Genomic DNA, 22,394 nt, shown 5'->3' on the forward strand with positions numbered 1-22,394 from the left:
CCGGTGAACACCGCCGACACCACCCGCTCCGTACACACCGAACAGTCCGCAACCGAGCCGGAGGGCACCGTCCTCTCCATACGCGGCCTGTACAAGTCCTTCACCCTGCACAGCATCGACGGGCGGACCGTCCCGTCGCTGCGCGGTGTCGACCTCGACGTCCGCACCGGCGAGCACGTCGCCCTCGCGGGCCCCAGCGGCGCCGGAAAGTCCTCGCTGCTGCGCTGCGTGTACCGCACGTACCTGCCGGACTCCGGTTCCGTACGGCTGCGCACGGCGGCCGGGCCGGTCGAGCTGACCACGCTGCCCGACCGGGAGATGGCCCGGCTGCGCGGCCGGGAATTCGGCTACGTCTCGCAGTTCCTCGCCGCCCCGCCGCGCACTGGCCCGCTGGAGGTGGTCGCCGCGACCGCCCGGCGGCGCGGGCTCGACCGGGCGCGGTCGAGGGAGGCCGCCGTGGCCGCGCTGCGCCGGCTGAACCTCGACGAGGCGCTGTGGGACGTCGACTGCGGTGTCCTCTCCGGTGGTGAGCGGCAGCGGGTGAACCTCGCTGCGGGAACGGTGCAGCCGCCCCGGCTGCTGCTGCTCGACGAGCCGGTCTCCGCGCTGGACCCGGCCAACCGGGAGGCGGCGTTGGAGCTGATCGACTCACTGGCGGGGCAGGGCGTCGCCGTCCTCGCCGTCTTCCACGACATGGACGCCATCCGGCAACTGGCGTCCCGAGTGGTGTTCGTCAAAGACGGCCGGATCGCCCGGCAGGGCGATCCGGCTCAGATGCTGGAGGTGGCTGCATGAGCACGGGCCTGGTGAGCAGGGGGCCGGCCGAGGCGCCGGCTCAGGGTTGGACGCTGGGCGGCCCGCCCCGGGACTACGTGCTCGGGCACGTACGGGCGGTGCTGCCGGACCGGGTGCTGGACGACGCGCTGATCGCGGTCCGGGACGGCAGGATCGCGGCGGTCGAACCGCATCCGGCCGGGTTGGAGGCCGACGTCGACGGCCAGGGAATGCTGTGCCTGCCCGGCCTCGTGGACGTGCACAGCGACGGTCTGGAGAAGGAGCTGCTGCCGCGGCCCGGGGCCGAACTGCCCCTGGAATTCGCACTGTTGTCCTTCGAAGGCAAGCTGCGCGCGGCCGGCGTCACCACCGCCTTCCACGGCGCGGCGTTCGAGGAGAGCGGCGGCCGCGGGATGCGGCGCTCGCTGGAGAACGCGCGGCGGATCTGCGCGGCCGTGGAGAACCGTGGCGACGACGGCCTGGTGGACCACCGGATTCTGCACCGGCTCGACGTCCGCTGCCCGGAGGGCCTGGCCGGGCTGCGGCAGCGGCTGGAGGAGATCGGTGGCGCTGCCCGCGGGCCGGTACTGGTGTCGCACGAGGACCACACTCCGGGCCAGGGCCAGTACGCGGACCGCAGCTACTACGAGCGGTATCTCGTCGGCGCCCGCGGGGTCACCGCGGAGGAGGCCCGCCTCCACGTCGACCGGCTCATCGAGGACCGGGACGGCCGGCTCGATGTCCGCGAGGAGGCGCTGGACTGGCTCGGCGAGCAGGCCGGGGCGGGCCGGATCCGGCTGCTCGGCCACGACCCCAGCTCGCCGCGGGAGATCGAGGAGCTGCGCGAACGGGGCGGCGCGGTGGCGGAGTTCCCCACCACCGCCGCTGCCGCGGAGGCCGCACGCGAGCACGGCATGCCGACCGTGATGGGCGCGCCGAACGTCCTGCGTGGCAACTCGCACAACGGCAACGCCTCCGGCCGCGAGCTGGTCGGCCGCGGTCTGGTCACCGCGCTCGCCTCCGACTACCTGCCGTCGGGACTGCTCGGGGCGGCACTGCTGCTCGCCGAGGAGGGGCTGGCGCCGCTGCCCGCGGCGGTCGGCCTGGTCACCGGCGGTGCCGCGGACGTCGCCGGTCTCCCGGACCGCGGCCGGCTTGAGGCGGGCCTGCGGGCCGACCTGGTGCTGGCCGAGCCGGGCCGCCCCTGGCCCGTCGTCGCGGCCGTGCTGCGCGCGGCCTCGGCGGGTGAGGCGGCATGAGCGGCCTGATTCCCTGGCCGGTGCCCGAACCGCACCTGCCGTCCGGCGTCCACCCGGCGCTGGCCGCGGCGACCCGGGCCGCGGTGAACGCTTTCCGGGTCGCGCGCGAGACGTACGACCGAGCCCAGCTGGCCGAGAAGGTCCAGATGGGCGCGGACGGCACGCCGACGATGCGGCTGGACATCCTCGTGGACACCGCGATCGCCGAGGTCGTGGAGGCCCACCGGATCAATCTGCTCAGCGAGGAGCTGGGCAGCATCGACAACGGCTCCGCCGTCACGCTCGTCACCGACCCGGTGGACGGCACCGCGAACGCCGCGTCGGGCGTGCCGCTGTCCGCCTTCGCGGGCGTCATTGCGGTGGACGGCGTGCCGACGGAGGCGCTGACCTGCTGGCTGGACACCGGGCGTTGCTGGCACACGGTGGCGGGGCAGCCGTCGCCGTACCGGACGAGCGGCCGTACGGAACTGGACGGCGCTGCGGTGAGCCTGCTGCGGCCTCAGCCGCACATCGCCGACGCTTGGTGGCGGGTGGCGACGCGGGCCTCCAGGATCCGCATCCTGTCGACGAGTTGCCTGGAGGCGGTGCTGGTGGCCGAGGGGTCGACGGACGCGTTCGCCGACGCCGGCTCCGACACGCACCGGATCGTGGACCTGGCAGCCGCGATGGTGACGGTCCCCGCGGCGGGCGGCGCGGTGATCGATGTGCACGGCCGACCGCTGGAGATCGACCCCGACCTCACCCGCCGCTGGTCGGGCGTGGTCGCGGCGACCCCGCGACTCGCAGAAGAACTGGCGGAGACCATCCGCGGAACGGAGGAGCGATGACCACCCCTACCCCGCTCACGAGCGAGGAACTGACCGCACTCGTCGACGGCCTCGCGGGACTCCCGTACGGCGGGGAGCGCGTCGATCAGCGGGCGCACGCGCTGCAGACGGCGTGGCTGGCGAGGGACGCGGGCGCGGACGACGAGCTGGTGGTGGCTGCGGCACTGCACGACATCGGCCGCGCCCGGCCGGTCCGGGCCGAACACCCGGGCCTGCCGCACGAGCTGGCCGGCGCCGCGTTCGCCCGGCGCCGACTGAGCGAACGCGTGGCATGGGTCATCGCCCAGCACGTACCGGCCAAGCGCTATCTGGTGGCGACCGACCCGGCCTACCACGCCCGGCTCAGCCCGGTGTCGGTCGCGTCCCTGAAGGTCCAGGGCGGCCCGATGGACGAACGCGAGGCGGCGGAGTTCGCGGCGCATCCGCTGGCCGCGGACGCGGTGGCGGTGCGCCGCTGGGACGACGAGGCGAAGGACCCTGACGGCCCTCTGCTGCCGATGCCGGTCCTGTTGGCGGCCCACGCCCGATGCATCGCCGCGCAGTGGGCCTGACGGTCGGACGCACAGTCGGCCCGACCGTCGAACCGCGCCCTCGCCGTGATGGCCTGACGGTCCGCCACCCTGCTGTCCACCGCTCCAGCCGGCCGGAGACGCTCTTCTTGCGACCGGCTGGGGCGGTGCGGGTGCCGATAAATCATCCGCAGCGCAACGCCAGGTCAGAGGTCTCCCGCTCGCGGTGCACCTGCTCGACAGCCTCCTGGACGTCGGCATGCTCGCGATGCCCGGCCTGACGGCGGCGGGAAACGAGCCGCGCGAGGACGAGCCCCGGACAGGACGACGAGGAAAGGCAGCAATGCCCAGGGGAGGGTCCGGGCGTGTGTCGTGGCCTCGACGACGGCGAGAGGGACGGTCGAGCCGGACACGTCGGTGAGCAGCAGCGGTTCGAGTGTGACCGTACCCGTCGGTCTCAGCGCGGGAGCCACCCCGTGTACCGGCGCAGCAGCCTTCCAGGTTTCGCCCGGGAGCAGTTGGGGCGAGTGCCCCGTGTCACCTCGGGCCCGGCCCAGGCCATCATGCTGCCCTGACGCATGCACGGGCCGGGGCGCGGGGCGTGTGTGCGTCTGTCTCAGATTCGCGTGCCGGCCCGCTCCGACCGAACCACGATTCCCTTCGACGTGGGCGTGTTGCTGATGTCGGCCACACTGTCCAGCGGTACCAGGACGTTGGTCTCCGGGTGGTACGCGGCGGAGCCGGGCGTCGTCGCACAGGAGACGAGCCGGAAGTCCGGGGCGCGGCGCTCCGTCCCGTCCCGTCCCGCCATACGCTCACCAGGTCCACCTCGGCACCGTCGGCGAAGCCGAGTGCCTCCAGGTCGGCGGGGTTCACCAGCACGATGCGGCGGCCGTCGCTTGGTGCGCGCCGCCGGCCAGAGCCGTGGAAGCCACCACGGTGGAACGCAAGCCTGTCGTTGATTTTTGAACTATGCCCTACCTAATTTTCATGCGGCCGCCATGGAGTACCAGCCAGACGTTCGCGGCCGGTCCCCACGCTGAGGGCTATGCTCACACGGAGAATGTTCCTGCAGCTCATGAGCGCCTCGGCGGGTCTTGCCACGGTTTCCGGCGCCGAGCTTCTGAACAGTGCAGTGGCCAGTGCCACCCCTTCGATCCGGCCCAACGGCTCCAACGGGATCGAGCACGTGGTCGTGCTCATGATGGAGAACCGGTCGTTCGACCACTTCCTCGGCTGGCTGCCGGGGGCCGACGGCCGCCACGACATGACGTTCCTGTCCGCGGACGGCAACGTCTACCCCAACTACCCGCTGGCACCCGACTTCTCGGGCTGCGGCTACAGCGACCCCGACCACAGCTGGGAGGGCTTCCTCGTCCAGCACAACGGCGGGAAACTGGACGGATTCCTGCAACGGCCCACCACACCGCCGGTCTTCCCCGGGGTGACGCCCGCCGCCGCCAACACCTTCCCGGTCGGCTACTACACCAACCTCGACCACCACGGCCGCCCCAAGGCCGTCCCGGACCTGCCGGTCATCGGCGCGCTGGCGCAGCACTACACCGTGCTCGACCGCTACTTCTGCTCGTTCGCCGGTGAGACCTTCCCGAACCGCTTCTACCAGCACTCGGCCCGCACGGACCGGGACCACAACTCGGGCGTCGTCTCGACACTGCCGACCATCTGGGACCAGCTGTCGCCCATCCCGAACAACAAGGGCATCCCGACCGGCGGTTACTTCTTCCGCGACGCGCCCTTCCTGGGCCTGTGGGGCACGAAGTACGCCCCGTTCTGGCGCCCGTTCACCCCCGGCGACGCCCACGGGATCCCGGTCGCCGGGCCGTCGTTCACCGAGGCCGCCGCCCAGGGGAACCTGCCCAACGTCAGTTTCATCGACCCGGCCTTCGACGCGGAAAGCTCCGGCACCTCGGGCGACGACCACCCGTTCGGTGACATCCGGCTGGGCGAGCGGTTCATCGCCGACGCCTACCACGCCCTGGCCGACGCCGGTTACCTGGACAACACGGTGTTCGTCATCACCTTCGACGAGTGGGGCGGGTTCTACGACCACGTGCCGCCGCCGCGGGTCGTCGACGACACGGACCCGGCGCACGTGGACCACACCGGGGACGGCGCGACGCCCACCGAGGGGCGGCTGATCCCCGACTACCGGCAGCTGGGATTCCGCGTACCCGCCATCGTGGTGTCAAACCTGGCTCCGGCGCAGGTCGCCCACCACGGCCCGTTCGAGCACGCCTCCTCACTGAAGCTGATCGAGAGCACGTTCGGGCTGCGCCCGCTCACCGCCCGGGACGCGAACGCCCAGGATCTGGGCCGTGTACTCCACAACAAGCCCCGGCGCTCCGTCCCCGCGGGGGCCATCCCGACCAGCGCCGAGGTGCTCGGCCCGGTCAGCGACGCCGCCGCGGCCTGCAGCGCCGACAGCGCCCCGTCGGTCTCCCCCGCCCCGCTGCAGACCGGCCACCACGGCGGCAAGCACCCCGCCACGGTCGAGCCGCAGGCGCCCGGCATGGCGACGTTCGGCCGCCAGTTCCTCAAGCACAAGGCCGAGTAGCCGAAACCGAGTTCGCCGCGCATATCGGCGAGTCCGGTGCCCGACCCGCCCTCCGCGGCGGCCGGCGGGCACCGGGCACCGGGCACCGCGCGGTCCGGCCCGTCCCCGCTCCGCATTGCGGTTGCAGAGGTGACGGTCACCGAGGCGCGCTCGTAGCCGCCGGAGATCTTCGTGGTGTTCCGGCGTGCGACACCACCGGATCCAGGGGCGTTCACGGCTACGCACCCGACGGTTTTCAGCAACCGCAACCGGTTCGCGGCATATCGCAGTGAACCGGCACTAGAAAGGCGTGCACTGATGGGAATATCGATGGAATCGTCCGAACCTGCCGGGAGGACCGACTCGGGCGAACTGACACGCAGGACCTTCGTCGTCGGGACCGCTGCCGCGGTGGCAGTGGCCGGTATCGGCGCGGGCACCGCCGAGGCGGCGGCCCCGACCGACGGCGCGGTGCCCGCCGCGAGAGCGGCCGGGACGGGCGGCTTCGAATGGCACGGGGGCCGGCGCGGTCAGTGGCTGGCGGGCGACACCCACGTCCACGACGACCACTCCTCGGACGGCAGCCTGCCGCGGCAGACGTCCAAGCAGACGAAGCCCGGCAACCTGCCCGTGGGCGACCAGATCGGCCAGGGCGAGCGGACGGGGCTGGACTTCATGCCCCTGACCGACCACCGCACCTACGACCAGCACTGGGATCCCCAGTGGGAGTCGTCGGCCCTGCTGCTGGTCCCCGGAGAGGAGGCGAACGGCTCCCCGCACGCCGTCGTCCTCGGCGCGGTCGACGTCGTCGTCGACGGCGCCAACCCGGCCGGCTCGGCGGCCTTCCGGCATGTGCAGCAGTCCGTCTGGGACGTGCACGCCCAGGACGCGATCTGGTCGCAGGCCCACCCCGACGACGGCGAGTACACCCCGGCCGCCGGCGTCAACGACAACGCCAGCGTCCAGGGCGCGAACCTCGTCGAGGTGCTGAACGTCGCCAGCGACCCGGACGCGGAGATCGACTACGCGGAGAACCGCTGGAACGCGGGTTTCCGCTTCGGCGTTTCCGCGGCCAGCGACTGCCACTTCCGTGAGCTGTGGGGCATCGCCGGGCCCGGGCAGCCCACCACGCGCGTCTTCGCCCCGCAGCGTTCCGTGCAGGGCATCCTGGATGGCTTCCGCAATGGGCACACCACGGTCTCGCAGAACATCCAGGGCCCCTTCCTCACCCTTGAGGCGGATGTCGACGGGGACGGGGAGTTCGAGGCGATCGGCGGCGACGAAGTCGTGGTCCGCGACCACCGACTGCACAAGCGCGCCGCGCTGCGGGTGAGGGTCCAAGGCGGCCAGGGCACCACCGTGCACCTGTACGCGGCCCCCGGCCGCTCCGCGGGCCCGGTCGAGACGTTCACCCCACAGACCGCGGACGAGACCTACGAGGTGCCGCTGGCGCTCACCGGCGCGGACCACACCTGGTACCGCGTCGAAGCGCGCTCCCCCGGCAGCCCTTCGGGCGCCCACGCGAACCCCGGCCTCCCCGACCAGTTGCGCGGCGCCACAACGCCGATCTTCCTGTCCGTCGGTGCGCCGGCGGACCCGACGCCGGAGATCCCCCTGCCGGTCGCGGACACCACCGCCGACCCGGCGGAGCTGGTTGTCGGCGAGCAGGGGGAGTTCGCCGGGTTCCCGGACGTGGCGGTGGACGAGGAGTTCACGCACATCGTCGCGGAGGTCCACGAGAACCAGGCGACCAAGGTGGTCTACCTCCGGCGGAGCGCCAAGGGGAAGCTCACCCGGGCTCTGACGCTGTCCGGTGACTCCGCGACCGCCCGGTCCCCGCGCGTCGTCGCGTCGGGCGCGCGCGTGTGGGTGGTCTGGCAGGACGAGCTGGGCCAGGAGCAGCCGCACCGGCCGGTGATCCTGCTGGCGAACAGCACCGACGGCGGCCGTTCGTTCTCCGCCCCCCGGCAGCTCAGTTCGGGCGTCGGCCGTGCCGTCCAGCCGGCGCTGGCGTTGGTCGACGGGACGTACCCGCTGGTGGCGTGGGCGGACAACTCCGTTGGTGCGTTCGATGTGTTCGCGCAGCTGATCGGTGTCGACAGCACCCCGGTGAACATCTCCGCGGCCGGCAAGACGACCAGCGCCGGCACGCCGGAGGACGCGCGGTCACCGCGCTTCCCGGCCTCCCTGTTCCCCGCGATCGCCGTGGGTGGGGACGGGCGTGCCGTGGTCACCTGGCAGGACGACCGCTTCGACCCGGATCCGCTGTGGACGGGCCACACCCCGCCCGCCGGCCAGCCGGCGAGCGGCGGCACCGACCCGGACAACTGGCAGATCCTCGCGGCGGTGCGTACGGCGTCCGGGCGCAGCTGGGGAGCGCCGGTGCAGGTCAGCGCCGTGACCAACCGCGCCGACCGGCACCCGGGTCTGGCCATCGCCGCCGACGGCACGGTCGTCGCGATCTGGGAGAGCGGCGCGCTGCAGAGCTCGGGCGCCAACCTGCAGCTGCGGTCGAGCCGTTCCACCGACGGCGGGACGACGTGGACGCCGTTCGAGCAGGTCGCCCTGGCGCCCCAGGCCATGAGCCAGCGGGCCGTGCTGAGCTGCGACCCCGACGGCGCGGTCCGCGCGGTCTGGTACGACTCCCGCGCGGCGGACTGGCGGTGGAAGGTCTTTACCGCCACGCTCACGACCGGAACCGGCTGGTCGGCGGCGGAGCAGGTCACGACGCGGGGTAACAATACCTGGCCCGCACTGGACCGCGGTGTCGTCGTCTTCGCCAGCGACCGCGCGGCGACCCGCCCGCAGCGCGACCGGACGCAGCAGGTCTACCTGTCCTCGCTGCTCTGACCGCCTGGACGCCCCGCGCGCCGCACCGCGCGGGGCGTCCCCCACACACCGCCCGCACACCGCCGGCCCTGGCCGAGGCCGGCGCTCGGCTGCGATCGGGTCGACTGGCGTGCTCCCACCGAAGCTGCAGGCTGACGTACTGTCAGTCCGACGGCGGCTCCGGGAGCCCGTATTCCGGTCGTGAACTGGGCCTTTGTCGGCGGCCGCGGCGGTGGTGTCGATCTGCCACAGGTCGGCCTTCCGGTCCAGTACGTCGTACGGGTGGACGAGCTTGCGGTCATCCGCGTCCTGGGTCCACTCGACCTGGTCGACGGCGGCGCAGTGGGTTTGCGTGGTGCCCGTGTCGGGGTCGGTGGCGCTGGTCCGGCGGCCATGAAGGTCGTAGGTGTAGGACCAGGCACTGCCGGCGTGGGCGGTCATGGTCTTCTGCCGCCCGGCCGGAAACCCGACGACCCGGGCGCCCGCCTCTCGACCCGATCGGCACATCCGTCAACAAATCCAGCAAAGGCGGCAGTCGAGAGGAACGGGCTGTACCGAGAAAAAACAGAACACGGCCCGGGTGATTGAACATTCACCCAAGCATGTCCGTACTCCTTACGGCGCCGCCGGCGCTGTTCCAAACCAAGAGTGCGTTCCCGCAAAGAAGGCTGTGCTATGGGGTCACGAACCGTTCGGCTGAACGGGGAGACAGTGCAGGCTGACTATCAGTCGACCGGCACCGGAAGTTCACAGAACTCAGAGCAGTTGCTGTACTGGCTCAGAGACCGACTGGGTCAGCAGGGTCCGCGGTTCGGCTGCGGCATCGCCCAGTGCGGCGCCTGCACGGTACTGCTCGACGGAACACCCTCCAGGTCCTGCGTGCAGCAGATGCACACGGTGCCCGACCAGTCCGAGATCCGCACCCTTGACGGCCTGGCCGACGGGGGCGAGCCGCATCCGCTGCAGCGCGCTTTCGTCGCCCTGCAGGCGGCCCAGTGCGGCTTCTGCGTCAACGGCATGGTCATGGGATCCCTCGGCTGGCTGGAGGCCCGGATCGCCGCGGGCAACCGTGCGGTGCCGACCAAGGAAGAGGTTGAGGACTTCCTGTCCGGGGCATCCGCGGACAACACGCGCAACTACCTGTGCCGTTGCGGCACCCACACCCGCATCGTCGACGCCATCCGCAGCGCAGCGAAGGAAATGGTCAGATGAGCACCACCGCAGCACCCACGCGCCGCCACTTCCTCCTCGGAGCGGGTGCCATCGCCGTCGGGTTCTCCCTGGCGGGCACAGGCACCGCCGCCGCGGACACCACCGCCGGTGACGGAGGCGGCGATCCCGGCCTCGTCCGTGTCGACGACCCGAACGGTGAAGCCTCCCAGTCGTGGCTGGTCCTGACCGAGGAAGCCATCACCGTCTACAGCGGCAAGGTCGAACTCGGCACGGGCGTGCAGACCTCGCTGACGCAGATCGTCGTGGAAGAACTGCGTCTGGGCGTCGGCGACGTGCACTACGTGCAGGGCGACACCCTGCTCAGCGTCAGCCAGGGCGGCACGACGGGTTCAAAAAGCGTGCAGAACGGCGGCGTGCAGCTGCGTCAGGCAGCCGCAACCGCGTTCGCCGAACTACGGCGCCGCGCGGCGGCCGCACTCGGCGTCGACCCGCGTAAACTCCGCGCCTCCGACGGCGCGTTCTCGGCCCAGGGCCACCGTGTCACCTACGCCGAACTGCTCAGGACGGGCAACAGCGTCCTGCCTCTCGACACGACCGCACCCCTGGTCGAACCCCGCGACTACAACGTCGTCGGCACCAGCCAGCCCCGCGTCGATCTGCCCGGCAAACTGGACGCCACCTTCCGGTTCCTGCACGACGTCGCTCCGGCCGGAACTCTGCACGGGCGGGTCGTGCGTCCCCCCGGCCGCAACTCACACAACCCCGTGATCGGGAACCTCGACCGTGCCCGGGCCATCGAGGGGTTCGTGGACGTCGTCCAGCAGGACCGGTTCATCGGTGTCGTCGCCACCACGCAGTGGGCCGCGGCCCGAGCCGCCAACCCGGCCACCGGTATCACCGTCACCTGGAGCGACGGTCCGGCGCTCATCCCGCAGGCCGACCTGCCCACGGCGTTGCGCAACCCCGTCAACCACTACAAGACCGTGGTCGAGCAGGACGACGGCGTCGCCCCGGTGCTCGCCGCGGCATCCACCGTCGTCACCGCGCAGTACTTCACCCCGTTCCAGATGCACGGCACCATGGGAGCCTCCACCGCGGTCGCCGACATCCGCAGCGAACCCGACCCGGCCACCGGCATACGGGCCACCGTCTGGTCCGGCACCCAGAACGTGACCGCACTGCGCGGAGCGATCGCAGGGCTGCTCGGCCTGCCCACCACCGCGGTCCGGGTGATCTACGAGGAGTCCTCCGGCTGCTACGGCCACGACGGTGTCGACGACTGTGCCGCGGACGCAGCCCTGCTCTCCCGCGCCGTCGGCGCTCCTGTGCGCGTGCAGTGGACGCGGCAGGACGAACACGGCTGGGAGCCCTACGGCGGCGCGCAGGCCCACGACATGACCGGTGCCCTCGACAACAAGGGCATCACCGCCTGGTCGCACCTGATCTACGCCCCCACCGCGAACAGCCGCCCCACCGCCACCAACCCCGGCACGCTCCTGGCCGGCGCGCTCTCCGGGTTGCTGCCCGACCCGCTGCCCGCCACGTCGGTCGACACCTCCGGCCGCAACGCACCGGTGACCTACGACTTCCCGCAGCGCGTCGAGGCCCGGCTGATCAAGAGCTTCGAGACCACCGGACCGACGTCAGCCGCCCCCAGCACCCCGCTGACCTACCGGATACCCCGCACCACCGCCCTGCGGTCGCTCGGCGGCTTCTCCAACAGCTTCGCCAACGAGTCGTTCTTCGACGAACTCGCCCACGCCGGCGGCCACGACCCGCTGCACCTGCGCCTCGGCTCCCTGAGTGATCCACGGGCGCTCGCCGTGTGCCGAGCACTGCTGGACACCTGGGAGGCACGCCCCGAGGGCGGCGCCGGAACCGGCGCCGGAGTGGCGTTCCATCAGTACGAGGTGGTCAACGCCTACGTCGCCACGTACGTCGAGGTGCACGTGGACCCGGCCACCGGGCAGGTCCACGTCGACCGGGTCGTCGTCGCACACGACTGCGGACTGATCATCAACCCCGACGGTCTGCGCAACCAGATCGAGGGCAACGTGGTGCAGGGGATCAGCCGGGCCCTGAAGGAGGAGGTCCACTACACGGGAGACCGCATCACCTCCCTGACATGGCAGTCCGCCACCGCTGGGGCGGCCTATGACGTCATCCGTTTCAACGAGGTCCCGACCATCGAGACGATCCTCATCGACCGGCCCGACCAGCCGGCGCTCGGCGCGGGAGAGCCGACGATCGGCACCGTGGCCGGAGCCATCGCCAACGCCGTCTTCAACGCCACCGGCACACGCATCCGGGAACTCCCCATCACCCCGGACAAGCTGCGGGGGGCGCAGAAGTGACGGCCCGCACTCCGGCTCCGCCGGCCCGCGGAAGGGGGTGGCCGCCCCGTGCTGGACATCGCTGAGGAACTGCATCACTGGTCCCGGCAGGGGCGGCCGTTCGCAGTGGCGACGGTGTCCGCGGTGGGCGGCAGCGCACCGCGGACACCGGGGGCCGCACTGGCCGTTGACGCCGACGGCGCAGTCCTGGGCAGCATCTCGGGCGGGTGCGTGGAGGGTGCCGTCTTCGAGCTGTGCACACAGGTCCTCGACAGCGGGGAGCCGGTCGTCGATCGGTTCGGCTTCTCCGCCGACGACGCCTTCGCAGTCGGCCTGACCTGCGGCGGCAGCATCGAGGTACTGGTCGAGCGGATCGACCCCGCCGCACGTCCGGAGATCGCCGCGTTCCTCGCCGCGGCGGCACGCCGGGAAGCCGTGGCGCTGGTCCGCCCGGTGGAGGGACCGGCCGCCGACCGGGGCCGGGCGCTCGTACTGCGTCCGGGCCACGACGATCTGGGAAGTCTCGGTTCGGCGTCCCTCGACCAGGACGCTGCCCGCCAGGCCCGCCACCTGCTGGCCATGGGCACCACGGGCTCCCTCACGGCCGCCGACGCAGCCGGCCCGGTGAGGCTGCTGGTGGAAAGCAGCGTGCCCCGCCCCCGCATGCTGCTGTTCGGCGCGGTCGACATCGCGGCCGCCCTCGCCGAGGTGGGATCGTTCCTCGGGTACCGGGTCACGGTGTGCGACGCACGCCCGGTCTTCGCCACCCCGGCCCGTTTCCCGAAGGCCGACGAGGTCGTCGTGGACTGGCCGCAGCGCTACCTGGCGGGCACCTGCGTCGACGAGCGGACAGTGATCTGCATCCTGACCCACGACCCGAAGTTCGACGTCCCGCTGCTGGAACAGGCACTGCGCCTGCCGGTCGCGTACGTCGGCGCCATGGGGTCGCGCCGGACCCACCGCGACCGTCTGGAACGGCTGCGTGCCGTCGGCCTGGACGAGGGGCAACTGGCCCGGCTGCACAGCCCGCTCGGGCTCGACCTCGGGGCCCGCAGCCCGCAGGAGACCGCCCTGTCGATAGCAGCCGAGATCGTCGGCGGCCGGCACGGCGGCAGCGGGATGCCGCTCAGCCGGACGAGCGGAGCCATCCACCCGGACACCCTGTCCCGGCAGCCCCTGGTCGTACCGGCGATGTGACCTGGGGCAAAAGTTCCGCCGACCGATGTGGTTCCGGGCGACCCCTGCACCTGCGGGGCCGCCCGGAACCACGCCCGTGCGGCTCGCAGACGTTGCGCGGCGGTGCCCGATGTCCTTGCCGACGATCTCCCGGAGCCGCGGGAGTGGGCGCCGGTGAGGCCTCGGGCGATCTCTCGCGCTGCAAGATCCACCAGGTGGCACGACTGTCGGCCCGTGAGAATCAGCCCCCCGCCCATCGCTACACGGCCAGTGCCCAGGAACCCACCAACCGAGTTGCCGCCCTTGGCGACCGCCCCGGCGGACAGCTTCTGCCAGCTCCGCTTCGGCACCTTCGCGGCCAGCCGGTCTGCCCGGAACTTCCTTGCACCGGTGGTGTCTTCGCGGGTGGTTTCCTTGTCCACCACGAAGCTCACCGGCACTGATGAAGCCGCGCCAGCCCGAACCCTGCCTTGTCCGCTCCCATCTCGTACCGGGACCCCAGGGCCATCGGCGCACCAGCCGGTACGACGTTCACGATTCGTAAGAATTTCGGCCGCCCCTGGCGCACCGAATGGGACCAAGCTGAATGATGGACGCGCGGGGTACCGCGACAGTCGTACCGGTGCGGAGAATGGAGCGAATATGTTGGTCCGTGGTATCGGCGGGATTATCCTCGTCGTCCTCGGCGCGGTCTGGATCGCGCAGGGCACGGGTGCGATGGGCGGCTCGGGCATGTCCGGCCACGGCCAATACGCCGTGCTGGGCGCGGTGGTTGCGCTGATCGGACTCTTCCTGCTGGTGCAGGCCTGGCGAGTACGGAGCCGCGACACGAGCCAACGCCCCTGATACTGCAACCGATCTCCCCCCGGGTGGTCGGCGGCAGGCTTGGGTCGGCAGGGTCTGCACCCGGCGCTCCATGATTGAGTTCATGCGGGGCTCGCGGATGCCGGTGGTGACGACCTCGATGCCCTCGGCCTCGAAGACGGCGTCGAACGCGCGGGTGTACTTGCTGTCGCGGTCCCTGATCAGGTGCGTGACGGTGGCGCCGGCGTCCTGGAGATCCATGACCAAGTTCCGAGCGATCTGGGTGACCCAGTCCGCGGTGGGGTGTGCGGTGGCACCGAGGACGCGGATGCGGCGGTTGGTGTGCTCGATGACGGCGAAGACGTACAGCGTCGCCCTGGCCCGCGAGAACAGCTCCCGGGGGTATCGGCGCATCCACGGCGAACTCGCTGCCCTCGGCGTCGCACAGCGCGTCCACGCCGCCGACACCGACCGTAAAGTCGAGGCCCTCGACTCCGTATCGTCAGTGATTGTGTCCGAGGGGGGATTCGACCACTGACGATACGGTCGTGGTGGCGCAGGCCGAGCTCTACCTCTGAGACCGCTGTCGGCGTAGGCCAGGAATCGGCTGACTGGACTTCCGGGCCAACCCGGCGGCGATGAGACGCTCCCAGACGGTGAGTTCCCGTTCGCCGCCGCTGTGCCACGGGCCGTCAACCACGTCAGGACGCCACAGAGACGCGGGGACGATCCCGGGGTCGAGGATCTCCAGGCCATCCAGCAGGGATTCGATCTCCTCGTCGGTGCGCCACCGACCGCGGCCGAAAGTCTGTTGGAGGACTCCCTCGGCCTCCGCTGTCTCCGGGTTGTTGCCGGAACGGAAGTGGCTGATAAAGAAGTAGCTCCCGGAGGGCACCTGGTCGCGCCAGTAGCGGACGATTCCAGCTGGGTCTTCCTCGTCGTTGACGTGGTGAAGGATGGCGCTGAATATAACGCCGACGGGGCGATCGAAGTCGATCAGCTCCACAGCCGCCTGGACGGCGTCCTCGCTGGTGTACTCGCCCGCACGAGCTCCCCGGTGAAGGCCGTCGCCGGAATCTCCGACGACGAACTCAGCAGCAGCGCGTGCCGCGGGGCCTCCCGGACCGGCCGGGCGAACAGATGCTTCTTGAACTCGACGTTTTCGGGGCCGCTTTCCCGTACGGCGTCGGCGTCCCGGACGGCCTCGGTGACGTCGGCCGCGATGTGGACCCGGTCGACCAGGCCCTCGACGTTCAGGCCCAGGGCGGAAAGGTGCGGGGTGAACTCTGCCGGCGCGGTGTTGATGGCCTCGGCGGGGTCGGGGCGCGGGTCACTCACGTGGACGGTCAGGCCGGTCGTGGTGCCTCAGACCGCCACCGGCGGCCCGTTACCGTCGTCGGCTCCTGGACGCTCTCCCACCCGGTCCCGGCCACGAGCAGCGCGTCCCCGACCGCTATGGCTTCGTGCACGCTCCGGGTTCCCATCAAGACACACAGCGTGTAACTGACGTCCTCAGACTCTCGTGCCCTTTCGAGCGTCTCCCTTTCGGCGAGCGCGATCTGCAGGGTCGCGTACCGGGTCAGCAGCCCTCTGACGACCTTGGGATCCGGAATGAGCACAGCCAGGCCCTCTCTCTCGATGTTGATGGCGTTTCGCCAAGTGGTGTAAGCGAACAAGGGGGAAGCGCGTCTGCTCCGACCTCGCAGGGCGAGCCGCACGAAGCCGTCCAGCCGTCGGAGCCGGGTCCGCCTCCCGTATCGAACTCGCGGGTCAGCCTGCGGAGGGACGCGGGGCGCGCAGGTGGCCCGCTTCTCCAGCTCCTCGTCGTCGACCAGCGTGAGCATCGGCCGACCCGGCGCGCACAGAGTGGTCACGACGAACTCGGTCGGCGCGTCCGACAGGGCGTCGCCGTCTGATGGTGGATCACGTCACCGCCCGACTCCCACAACGTCTCACTGGCCTTGATCACGCGCTCCGGCTCACCGTCGAGCTGCCAGCACCTTGGGCCCGAACATCGCCGGACTCTCCTGCTCGGCGGTCCCGTCCACTGAGTCCCCCTCCGACACTGTGCTGCACCTCCGTGGGCCTGCCCGGAATGGACGATCTCGCGTCGGCCACCGCCTCCTGGGCCGGTGTACCGACCTCTCGTTCGGCGGTGACCGTGTTCGTCTACTCCGGGCTCACACGACTTGCTTCGCACTGAAGACAAGGCACAACCCGTATCTGTGACGCACCGTCCGTCGTCCGCCTGCGGACAGGGCATTCGCGGCGAGCGTCAGTCGGCCGCGGCGACTGCGTCCTTGATGAGTCGGCGAGCGGCCGTGTCGGTACGGGCGACGTCATGGGTACCAGGCGGTCCTGGCACAATCCGCGCAGGCCGGAGACGGGCGGCGTGGCCCTGGCCGCGCCTGCTGTGGCGGGTGCCCCAGCCGGAGGTAGGCCGCGGCGATCGGGCCGATCATGACCTCGACGGTGTCGGCAGCGAGGTTGCCGCACTGCTCCGGATCGGTGGCGGCCAGGCTGAGCAGCTGCAACAGCATGCGGATCGCCCCGGATTGCTCCCCGACGGTGGCCATTGACACGTGCCGGGCGTTGTCACCGTTCCCAGTTGACGGCTTCACACGACCACCCCGGCCGACAGCGTCACACATCGGGTCGCAGCCCGGTCCTAGTGATGCCAGCCCGATGCGTGAGGAGAGAGTTGGATCATGAGGGTCACTTGTCGCCGGAGTCCAGCCTCGTCGGCACGTTCTGGCTTCAGCGGGGGCGACTCGGCGCATGGTCGTGACCATGGAGGGTGTCGGACATGACGGGAGACAAGGGGACACGTTCCCTTTCGCCGACCCAGTCGACCCGAGACCCGTCGGCGGGCTTGCGCGCACTCCCTCGTCCCGTCGCCGTCGTGGTGGGCGCCGGTGGCGTGCTCGGTGCGGCGCATGTTGGTCTCGGATACGCGCTGGAGCAACGCGGATTCGTGCCGGACATGATCATCGGAACCTCGGTGGGTGCCCTCAACGGGGCCATCGCGGCCGCCCACCCCGACAGGGCCGCGCGGTGGCTGGACCACGTGTGGACCCAGTTGCGTCGCCGTGAGGTGTATCCCCTCGGCTACCCGTCCTCACGGGCCAGCATCTTCACCGACCGCGGCCTGCGTCGACTGATCGCTCGGGCTGGGCTGCCGTCGCGGATGGAGCAGTTGGCGGTCCCGTTCACCGCGGTGGCCATGGACTTGGGCACCGGCGCTCCGGCGCTGCTCGACCACGGAGACCTCGAGTCCGCCCTGCTGGCCAGCGCAGCCATTCCCGGGATGCTGCCCCCGGTCGATCGTGAGGGCCGGACGCTCGTCGACGGCGGAGTGGTCGCCTATGTCCCGGTACTGGCAGCCCTGCAGGCTGGGGCGGCCAGCGTGGTGGTGGTGGCGACCGGGCCGGAGAGCTCGCCGCTGCGCCCCATCAATCCGCGCCGACGTGCCAGTGCGATCGCCGCCAGGGCCGGGCTGCTGCTGTTGCGCCATCAGATCGAGCGTGATCTGCATGAGGTGTCCACGTACATCCCGACCGTCGTGCTGCCAACAGGCATCGAGGCCTGGCCCGCCCCGTGGGACTTCGGCCATTCCCAGCGGCTGATCAGCACCGCGTCCCTCACGGCGGGACGCTTTCTCGACGGGCTGCGCATCAGTGGGCCGGGCCTGTATCGGGTCAACGACCCTTCGGCGACGTCCGCAAGTCCGGGCGACGCATCGACTTCTTCCATACCAGGGGCAGGCCTGTGAGTAGCATCACGTTCCTCAATATTGGCATGCATGGGCGCGTCAATCCGACGCTGCCGGTCGTGGCCGAGCTTGTTCGGCGCGGCCACGCTGTCACTTACCACACCTCACCCGCGTTCCGTGAGGAGATCGCGGCCACCGGCGCGACTGTGTGTCTCTACCCCGGGGGCGACCAGCCGCTCCCCGATCCGCCGACGCCGGTCAGCCTGATGGAGGGCCTCGCGCGCACTGCCGTCCGCTTGCTGCCCGCAATGCTCACCGACCTGCGCCGCGTCCGACCCGATTTGATCGTCCACGACAACGCCTGCTTGTGGGGCGCAGTCGCCGCCCGCGAACTCGACGTGCCTGCGGCGTCGTCGTTCACCACGTTTGCCTTCAACCGGCATGTCCCCAGCCCCACCCGCGGCTCGTGGGACCTACTCGCCGCGGCGACGAACCGGCCCCGCAGCGTCCAGGGCTACCTGCGGTCTCGCCGGGAGCTGCACCGTCGCTTCGACACGCGAGGGTTGCCACTGCTCGACCTGGGGAACATCCGCCAGCCGCTCAATCTGGTCTACACCTCGCGGGTGTTCCAGCCCGCCGCCGAGGATTTCGACGAGTCCTACCGTTTCGTCGGCCCAAGCATCGGCGCCCGCCCAATCGACCCGTCGTTCCCGGCCGATCGGCTCCAGGACCCAGTGCTGTATGCCTCGCTGGGCACGGTGTTCAACGCCGACGCGCGGTTGCTGCGCACTTTCGCCACCGCGCTCGCCCCGCTGGGCGGCACCGTGGTCGTCTCCACCGGGCAGACCGATCCCGACACGCTGGGTCCGTTGCCCGCCAACGTGCTCGCCCGCCGTTTCGTGCCTCAACCGGAGGTGCTGGCCCGCGCGGCGCTGTTCGTCACCCATGGTGGGATGAACAGCGTCAACGAGGCCCTGTACGCCGGGGTTCCGATGTTGGTGGTCCCGCAGGGCGCCGACCAGCCGATCGTGGCCCGTCGCGTGGTCGAACTCGGCGCAGGCCTGTCGATCCGTACCCAGGACGTCGCCAAGGGCTCCGTGCGTGCCCTCGCCCGACGCCTGCTCCACGACCCCGGGTTCCAGGCAGCCGCGACCACCCTGCAGGCCGCCCAGCACAAGGCCGGTGGATATCGGCGGGCTGCCGACGAACTCGAGCGGTACCTGCATACGGCCGGCTCGGTCCGTCAGTCGGTTCCCGTCGATCCGTCACATCGAGCTGAGTGATGTCACCTGTCGTCGTCCTGCTGCTGTTGGCCGGGCTGTCGGAGGCCGCCGGGCGCATCCTGCCGCTGGTGACACGTCGGCCTGGCATGTCGCGGACGTTTGTGGCCGGGTTGCTGCTGGCCGCCGGCGTCGTCGAGGGTGCCGTGTTCGCGCTGTGGCCGCTGACCGCATGGAACCTGGCCGAGTTGGTGCTGTCGTCTCCACCGCCAGGCGGCGAGTTGGTATGGACACCGGGCCTCGTCGCCCCGCTGGTGCTCGCTGCCGTCCTTGCGTTCCCGCTGCTCGGGCCCCTGCTCCACCTGCTGCTCTTCGTGGGGGTCGGGGCCGGTCTGGCCGGCACGCTCGCAGCGGCGACCGGGCTGGGCTGGTGGGCCGCCGCCGGTTACGTGGCCGTCGCCGGGGTGGGCCTGGGTGTCGCTGTGGAGGCCGTTCGGCGTCTGGTCGTGAGGATCAGTGCTACCGAGGCGCCGGAGCCGATCACATGAACGATTTCCTGCTCTCGGTCTGCGCGCTTGGGCCGGCTCTGCTCGCCGAAGGTCTGCTGGCCCGCTATGAGGTGCTGGTCTACAGCGCCGGCTGGCGGGCCACTAACACCGAGCTCCCGGAGGGCGTGCCGTATGCCCGGGGTGCGGCCGCCGACCGTCCCCCGGATGCCTACCTGGTCTACCTGGACGGCATCGGGAAACGTCGCGTCAGCGACACCCGTGACGGCGGCCGGCTGGTCAAGGCCCTGATCGCCGGAGCGCCGGAGCTGCGGGTGCTGGGTCAGGTGCAGCCCTACTCGCCGCTGGCCGACCCGCTGGCCGATCGGCCGGGGTGGTCGTGGCTGCGCCGCCACGTCGGGCTGCTGCTGTTCCTGCACAACGTCATGCAGACCTTCGTCGCCGCCGACCACCGGTACCGCCCCTTGTACAACCGGGCCGTCGGCTCCCAGATCGCCGCGCAGCTCCGGCTCGCCGGCTACCAGCCCGACAGCGGCATCCCCGTGGTGCTGCTCAGCTACAGCGGGGGCGCCCAGGTCGCCACCGGCGCCGTTGACGAACTGCATACCCGGCTACGCTCCCCGCTCATCGTGATCACGCTCGGCGGGTTCCACAACGGCGCCAACGACCTCACCCACGTCGAGCACGTGTATCGGCTCACCAGTGCGAGCGACCGGATCGAGCGGGTCGGCACCTGGATCTTCCCTCAGCGTTGGCGCCTGTTCCGCCGTAGCGGATGGAACCGCGCCCGCCGCGCCGGGAAGATCACCGTGCATCGGCTCGATCCAGCCACCCACATCGGGCCGCGCAGCTACATCAGCCCGGAGGAACACCTGCCCGATGGCCGCAGCTACCTCGACCGCACGACCGACGCCGTGATCACGCTCATCCGCGCCCACCACGGCGCGACCGCGGCAACAGAAAACGCGTTGCCATGAGGGCCCCGACCGAAGGGGGCAGCGCAGAATCCGGCGCGAAGTCGACCCTGTCGAGCGTCTCCGCCGCGACGTCGTCGGCCGAATCACGAGGAGGCACTGAGCAACGGAGCGGGAGCCCCTGCCCGGACGACGCCGCCACCCGCCCGTTGCCGCGGCCCGCGGGAGACGACCCTCACGGGGCCGCGGCCGCCATCCGGAACTGCGCAGCCCGAGCGGACACCGGCGTTCACGCCGGTGTCCGCTCAACCGGCCGGCATCGTCATTCTGTGCCACGTCCTGGCGGTGGAGCCGCCGACCTCACTCGAAGATGTCGTGCTGATCCATGACGGGTTCGAAAACGCGTTGAGGTACCACGAGGTGCTCTCTGTCCTGGCCGCTCGCTGCGGGCGGGCGGCCCCAGACGGAAAGCGGCAGGTCAGGCGTCGGTTTCCGCCTGGAGGGCGGCAGCACGGTCGACGTCGAGTCCGGCGGCCAGGCCTCGCAGGAGGGGGCCGTACTCCGGGTGGGCAAGAGCGAACGCCATCTGGGCGACCAGGTAGTCAGCCGGGTTGCCGGTGTCGTACCAGCGGCCCTTGATGACCTGCCCGTACACCGCGCGGGTGGAGGCGTAGGCGTTGATGGCGTCGGTCAGGTAGATCTCGCCGGTCCTGTGCTCGTACCAGCGGCGGGTCTGTTCGCGCAGTTCGTCGATGATGCCGGGGGTGACGACGTAGCCGCCGATGGCCGCGTACGACGACGGGGCGGCAGCGGGCTTGGGCTTTTCGACCAGGCCGGCGATGCGCAGTTGGCCGTCCCCCAGGTCTTCCTTGACGATGGGCACGCCGTAGCGCTGGGAGTCGGTGGGGTCCATCGGCATGAGCGCCAGCACCGGGCAGCCGGTCTGCTCGTACGCGCGGATCAACTGCTGTGCGCGGGGGATCTCGGCCACGAAGACGTCGTCGGGCCACAGCACCAGCACGGGCTCGTCGCCGAAGGCACGGGCAGCGTTCAGCACAGGGGTGCCGTTGCCGTACGGGCCGTACTGGTCGAGGTAGGTGATGTGACCCTGGCGGGCCAGTTCTGCGACCTCCTCGACCGCGTCCGCGTGAGCCGTCTTGCCGTCTTTGCGGAGTTGCTCGACGAGGGCGGGGTTGGGGCGGAAGTGGTCCAGGATGAGGCTCTTGCCGCCGGAGACGACGATGGTGATGTCGGTGATGCCGGAGTCCACCAGCTCGCGCACGGTGTGCTCGATGACTGGCTTGTCGCCGACCGGGAGCATCTCCTTCGGTATCGCCTTCGTCAGAGGCAGCAGCCTGGAGCCGAGTCCGGCAGCGGGGATCACGGCCCTGCGAATCGTCGGGGACATCACGTCTCTCTCGCTCGGCACACCGTACCGGGCGGCACGGCACATGTTTGACGCTACCAACGCCCACCGCGGCCCCTGCCGATCGTCCATTTCGCCGATCGCTGCTGGACCACGACACCTACCCGGCCAGGCCCGCGCCTGCGGCTCGCCGGACCTCGCCCACTGCGGAGTCCGGCACGGCACCGGAACGGGCACCGACCGGTGGGCGGCCGAGCGCCCCTTCGGTCCGGCTGTCCGTCTTCCAGTCCTTCAGCGCCACCCGGACAGGGCTTTCGTGTTCGACGCGTTCGGCCCGCTCGGGATCCGGCCCACCGCAGGCTCGGGCGGGGCCGTGCAGAAGCGCCCGACAGGGGCGCTGTCATGAATGGACCGAGTGCAGGTGACATGTGTGACGGA

Annotated in this window: 19 protein-coding genes and 5 pseudogenes; 15 read left to right on the plus strand and 9 right to left on the minus strand. The window is 71.0% G+C overall.

Annotation, left to right across the window (positions count from 1 at the left end):
• The first annotated feature begins 3 nt into the window (after positions 1–3).
• From ACFYXB_RS20095 to ACFYXB_RS20110, 4 genes are read left to right on the plus strand one after another with little or no spacing between them, the layout of a single operon-like run.
• A complete protein-coding gene (locus tag ACFYXB_RS20095) occupies positions 4–795 on the plus strand; it encodes a phosphonate C-P lyase system protein PhnL (protein ID WP_389584045.1) in 792 nt (263 codons plus the stop codon).
• The gene (locus ACFYXB_RS20100; RefSeq protein WP_389584048.1) at positions 792–2,033 is read left to right on the plus strand and encodes an alpha-D-ribose 1-methylphosphonate 5-triphosphate diphosphatase; all 1,242 of its coding nucleotides are present in this window, start codon (positions 792–794) and stop codon (positions 2,031–2,033) included. The genes ACFYXB_RS20095 and ACFYXB_RS20100 overlap by 4 nt, the downstream gene beginning before the upstream one ends.
• Positions 2,030–2,860 (plus strand): inositol monophosphatase family protein, encoded by an 831-nt coding sequence (locus ACFYXB_RS20105; RefSeq protein ID WP_389584051.1) that lies wholly within the window; start codon positions 2,030–2,032, stop codon positions 2,858–2,860. Before ACFYXB_RS20100 ends, ACFYXB_RS20105 begins: the two co-directional genes overlap by 4 nt.
• The gene (locus ACFYXB_RS20110; RefSeq protein WP_389584054.1) at positions 2,857–3,411 is read left to right on the plus strand and encodes an HD domain-containing protein; all 555 of its coding nucleotides are present in this window, start codon (positions 2,857–2,859) and stop codon (positions 3,409–3,411) included. Before ACFYXB_RS20105 ends, ACFYXB_RS20110 begins: the two co-directional genes overlap by 4 nt.
• Before the next feature lie 574 nt (positions 3,412–3,985).
• Here ACFYXB_RS20110 and ACFYXB_RS20115 read toward each other — a convergent pair.
• Positions 3,986–4,260: pseudogene (locus tag ACFYXB_RS20115) on the minus strand (hypothetical protein); the annotation flags it as partial.
• A gap of 157 nt (positions 4,261–4,417) precedes the next feature.
• Here ACFYXB_RS20115 and ACFYXB_RS20120 point away from each other — a divergent pair.
• Together ACFYXB_RS20120 and ACFYXB_RS20125 are read left to right on the plus strand one after the other, a co-directional pair.
• Positions 4,418–5,944, plus strand: coding sequence for an alkaline phosphatase family protein (locus tag ACFYXB_RS20120; RefSeq protein WP_389584056.1), 1,527 nt, complete (start codon positions 4,418–4,420; stop codon positions 5,942–5,944).
• A 309-nt stretch (positions 5,945–6,253) separates the two neighbouring features.
• Entirely contained in the window at positions 6,254–8,773 is a 2,520-nt protein-coding gene (locus ACFYXB_RS20125) for a CehA/McbA family metallohydrolase (protein WP_389584059.1), read from the plus strand.
• A gap of 333 nt (positions 8,774–9,106) precedes the next feature.
• Here the strand turns inward: ACFYXB_RS20125 and ACFYXB_RS20130 are convergent.
• Positions 9,107–9,259: pseudogene (locus ACFYXB_RS20130) on the minus strand (RHS repeat domain-containing protein); the annotation flags it as partial.
• A 204-nt stretch (positions 9,260–9,463) separates the two neighbouring features.
• On the opposite strand from ACFYXB_RS20130, the gene ACFYXB_RS20135 reads away from it, so the two are divergent.
• Genes ACFYXB_RS20135 through ACFYXB_RS20145 form a run of 3 tightly spaced genes read left to right on the plus strand, consistent with a single transcriptional unit; the run spans position 9,464 to position 13,455 of the window.
• On the plus strand, positions 9,464–9,964 hold the full coding sequence (locus ACFYXB_RS20135; protein ID WP_388506101.1) for a (2Fe-2S)-binding protein: 501 nt from the start codon (positions 9,464–9,466) through the stop codon (positions 9,962–9,964).
• A complete protein-coding gene (locus tag ACFYXB_RS20140) occupies positions 9,961–12,279 on the plus strand; it encodes a molybdopterin cofactor-binding domain-containing protein (protein ID WP_389584062.1) in 2,319 nt (772 codons plus the stop codon). Before ACFYXB_RS20135 ends, ACFYXB_RS20140 begins: the two co-directional genes overlap by 4 nt.
• 48 nt (positions 12,280–12,327) lie before the next feature.
• Positions 12,328–13,455, plus strand: coding sequence for an XdhC family protein (locus ACFYXB_RS20145; protein ID WP_389584064.1), 1,128 nt, complete (start codon positions 12,328–12,330; stop codon positions 13,453–13,455).
• A 510-nt stretch (positions 13,456–13,965) separates the two neighbouring features.
• On the opposite strand, the gene ACFYXB_RS20150 is transcribed toward ACFYXB_RS20145, so the two are convergent.
• On the minus strand, positions 13,966–14,499 hold the full coding sequence (locus tag ACFYXB_RS20150; protein ID WP_389584066.1) for a hypothetical protein: 534 nt from the start codon (positions 14,497–14,499) through the stop codon (positions 13,966–13,968).
• On the opposite strand from ACFYXB_RS20150, the gene ACFYXB_RS20155 reads away from it, so the two are divergent.
• Positions 14,498–14,776 carry a hypothetical protein gene (locus ACFYXB_RS20155; protein ID WP_389584069.1) on the plus strand — a complete coding sequence of 93 codons (279 nt, stop codon included), beginning with the start codon at positions 14,498–14,500 and terminating at the stop codon, positions 14,774–14,776. The two genes, ACFYXB_RS20150 and ACFYXB_RS20155, sit on opposite strands and share 2 nt — an antisense overlap.
• A gap of 30 nt (positions 14,777–14,806) precedes the next feature.
• Here the strand turns inward: ACFYXB_RS20155 and ACFYXB_RS20160 are convergent.
• The 5 genes and pseudogenes from ACFYXB_RS20160 to ACFYXB_RS20180 form a co-directional block, all read right to left on the minus strand.
• Positions 14,807–15,244: pseudogene (locus tag ACFYXB_RS20160) on the minus strand (SAM-dependent methyltransferase); the annotation flags it as partial.
• Positions 15,235–15,576 carry a 3-hydroxyacyl-CoA dehydrogenase NAD-binding domain-containing protein gene (locus tag ACFYXB_RS20165; RefSeq protein ID WP_389584071.1) on the minus strand — a complete coding sequence of 114 codons (342 nt, stop codon included), beginning with the start codon at positions 15,574–15,576 and terminating at the stop codon, positions 15,235–15,237. The gene ACFYXB_RS20165 and the pseudogene ACFYXB_RS20160, both read right to left, overlap by 10 nt.
• An 8-nt stretch (positions 15,577–15,584) precedes the next feature.
• Positions 15,585–15,956, minus strand: coding sequence for a DUF5133 domain-containing protein (locus ACFYXB_RS20170; protein ID WP_389584074.1), 372 nt, complete (start codon positions 15,954–15,956; stop codon positions 15,585–15,587).
• 52 nt (positions 15,957–16,008) lie between these two features.
• A pseudogene (locus ACFYXB_RS20175) lies at positions 16,009–16,228 on the minus strand (cupin domain-containing protein); the annotation flags it as partial.
• Between the two features lie 349 nt (positions 16,229–16,577).
• On the minus strand, positions 16,578–16,778 hold the full coding sequence (locus tag ACFYXB_RS20180; RefSeq protein WP_389584076.1) for a hypothetical protein: 201 nt from the start codon (positions 16,776–16,778) through the stop codon (positions 16,578–16,580).
• Positions 16,779–17,044: 266 nt separating this feature from the next.
• Between ACFYXB_RS20180 and ACFYXB_RS20185 the strand changes: the two genes are divergently transcribed.
• From ACFYXB_RS20185 to ACFYXB_RS20200, 4 genes are read left to right on the plus strand one after another with little or no spacing between them, the layout of a single operon-like run.
• Complete coding sequence (locus ACFYXB_RS20185; protein ID WP_389584078.1) at positions 17,045–18,010, plus strand: patatin-like phospholipase family protein; 966 nt, start codon at positions 17,045–17,047, stop codon at positions 18,008–18,010.
• Positions 18,007–19,233, plus strand: a complete 1,227-nt coding sequence (locus ACFYXB_RS20190) for a macrolide family glycosyltransferase (protein ID WP_389584081.1) — start codon at positions 18,007–18,009, stop codon at positions 19,231–19,233. Before ACFYXB_RS20185 ends, ACFYXB_RS20190 begins: the two co-directional genes overlap by 4 nt.
• A complete protein-coding gene (locus ACFYXB_RS20195) occupies positions 19,233–19,718 on the plus strand; it encodes a hypothetical protein (protein WP_389584084.1) in 486 nt (161 codons plus the stop codon). Before ACFYXB_RS20190 ends, ACFYXB_RS20195 begins: the two co-directional genes overlap by 1 nt.
• Entirely contained in the window at positions 19,715–20,653 is a 939-nt protein-coding gene (locus ACFYXB_RS20200) for a hypothetical protein (protein WP_389584087.1), read from the plus strand. Before ACFYXB_RS20195 ends, ACFYXB_RS20200 begins: the two co-directional genes overlap by 4 nt.
• Positions 20,654–21,068: 415 nt before the next feature.
• Here the strand turns inward: ACFYXB_RS20200 and ACFYXB_RS20205 are convergent, their stop codons facing one another.
• Positions 21,069–21,998, minus strand: coding sequence for a UTP--glucose-1-phosphate uridylyltransferase (locus tag ACFYXB_RS20205; RefSeq protein WP_351358101.1), 930 nt, complete (start codon positions 21,996–21,998; stop codon positions 21,069–21,071).
• Between the two features lie 244 nt (positions 21,999–22,242).
• On the opposite strand from ACFYXB_RS20205, the pseudogene ACFYXB_RS20210 reads away from it, so the two are divergent.
• Positions 22,243–22,344: pseudogene (locus tag ACFYXB_RS20210) on the plus strand (IS630 family transposase); the annotation flags it as partial.
• Between the last annotated feature and the right edge of the window lie 50 nt (positions 22,345–22,394).

This window comes from Streptomyces sp. NPDC002619 (assembly GCF_042889305.1).
In the GTDB taxonomy this organism is placed as follows: domain Bacteria; phylum Actinomycetota; class Actinomycetes; order Streptomycetales; family Streptomycetaceae; genus Streptomyces.

What these genes read in the sequence shown, in the direction of transcription:
- ACFYXB_RS20100 (WP_389584048.1), top strand. Translation starts at nt 792, where the DNA reads ATGAGCACGGGCCTGGTGAGCAGGGGGCCGGCCGAGGCGCCGGCTCAG.
- ACFYXB_RS20105 (WP_389584051.1), top strand. Translation starts at nt 2,030, where the DNA reads ATGAGCGGCCTGATTCCCTGGCCGGTGCCCGAACCGCACCTGCCGTCC.
- ACFYXB_RS20110 (WP_389584054.1), top strand. Translation starts at nt 2,857, where the DNA reads ATGACCACCCCTACCCCGCTCACGAGCGAGGAACTGACCGCACTCGTC.
- ACFYXB_RS20120 (WP_389584056.1), top strand. Translation starts at nt 4,418, where the DNA reads ATGCTCACACGGAGAATGTTCCTGCAGCTCATGAGCGCCTCGGCGGGT.
- ACFYXB_RS20125 (WP_389584059.1), top strand. Translation starts at nt 6,254, where the DNA reads ATGGAATCGTCCGAACCTGCCGGGAGGACCGACTCGGGCGAACTGACA.
- ACFYXB_RS20140 (WP_389584062.1), top strand. Translation starts at nt 9,961, where the DNA reads ATGAGCACCACCGCAGCACCCACGCGCCGCCACTTCCTCCTCGGAGCG.
- ACFYXB_RS20155 (WP_389584069.1), top strand. Translation starts at nt 14,498, where the DNA reads ATGACCAAGTTCCGAGCGATCTGGGTGACCCAGTCCGCGGTGGGGTGT.
- ACFYXB_RS20150 (WP_389584066.1), bottom strand. Translation starts at nt 14,499, where the DNA reads ATGGATCTCCAGGACGCCGGCGCCACCGTCACGCACCTGATCAGGGAC.
- ACFYXB_RS20180 (WP_389584076.1), bottom strand. Translation starts at nt 16,778, where the DNA reads ATGCTGTTGCAGCTGCTCAGCCTGGCCGCCACCGATCCGGAGCAGTGC.
- ACFYXB_RS20185 (WP_389584078.1), top strand. Translation starts at nt 17,045, where the DNA reads ATGACGGGAGACAAGGGGACACGTTCCCTTTCGCCGACCCAGTCGACC.
- ACFYXB_RS20195 (WP_389584084.1), top strand. Translation starts at nt 19,233, where the DNA reads ATGTCACCTGTCGTCGTCCTGCTGCTGTTGGCCGGGCTGTCGGAGGCC.
- ACFYXB_RS20200 (WP_389584087.1), top strand. Translation starts at nt 19,715, where the DNA reads ATGAACGATTTCCTGCTCTCGGTCTGCGCGCTTGGGCCGGCTCTGCTC.
- ACFYXB_RS20205 (WP_351358101.1), bottom strand. Translation starts at nt 21,998, where the DNA reads ATGTCCCCGACGATTCGCAGGGCCGTGATCCCCGCTGCCGGACTCGGC.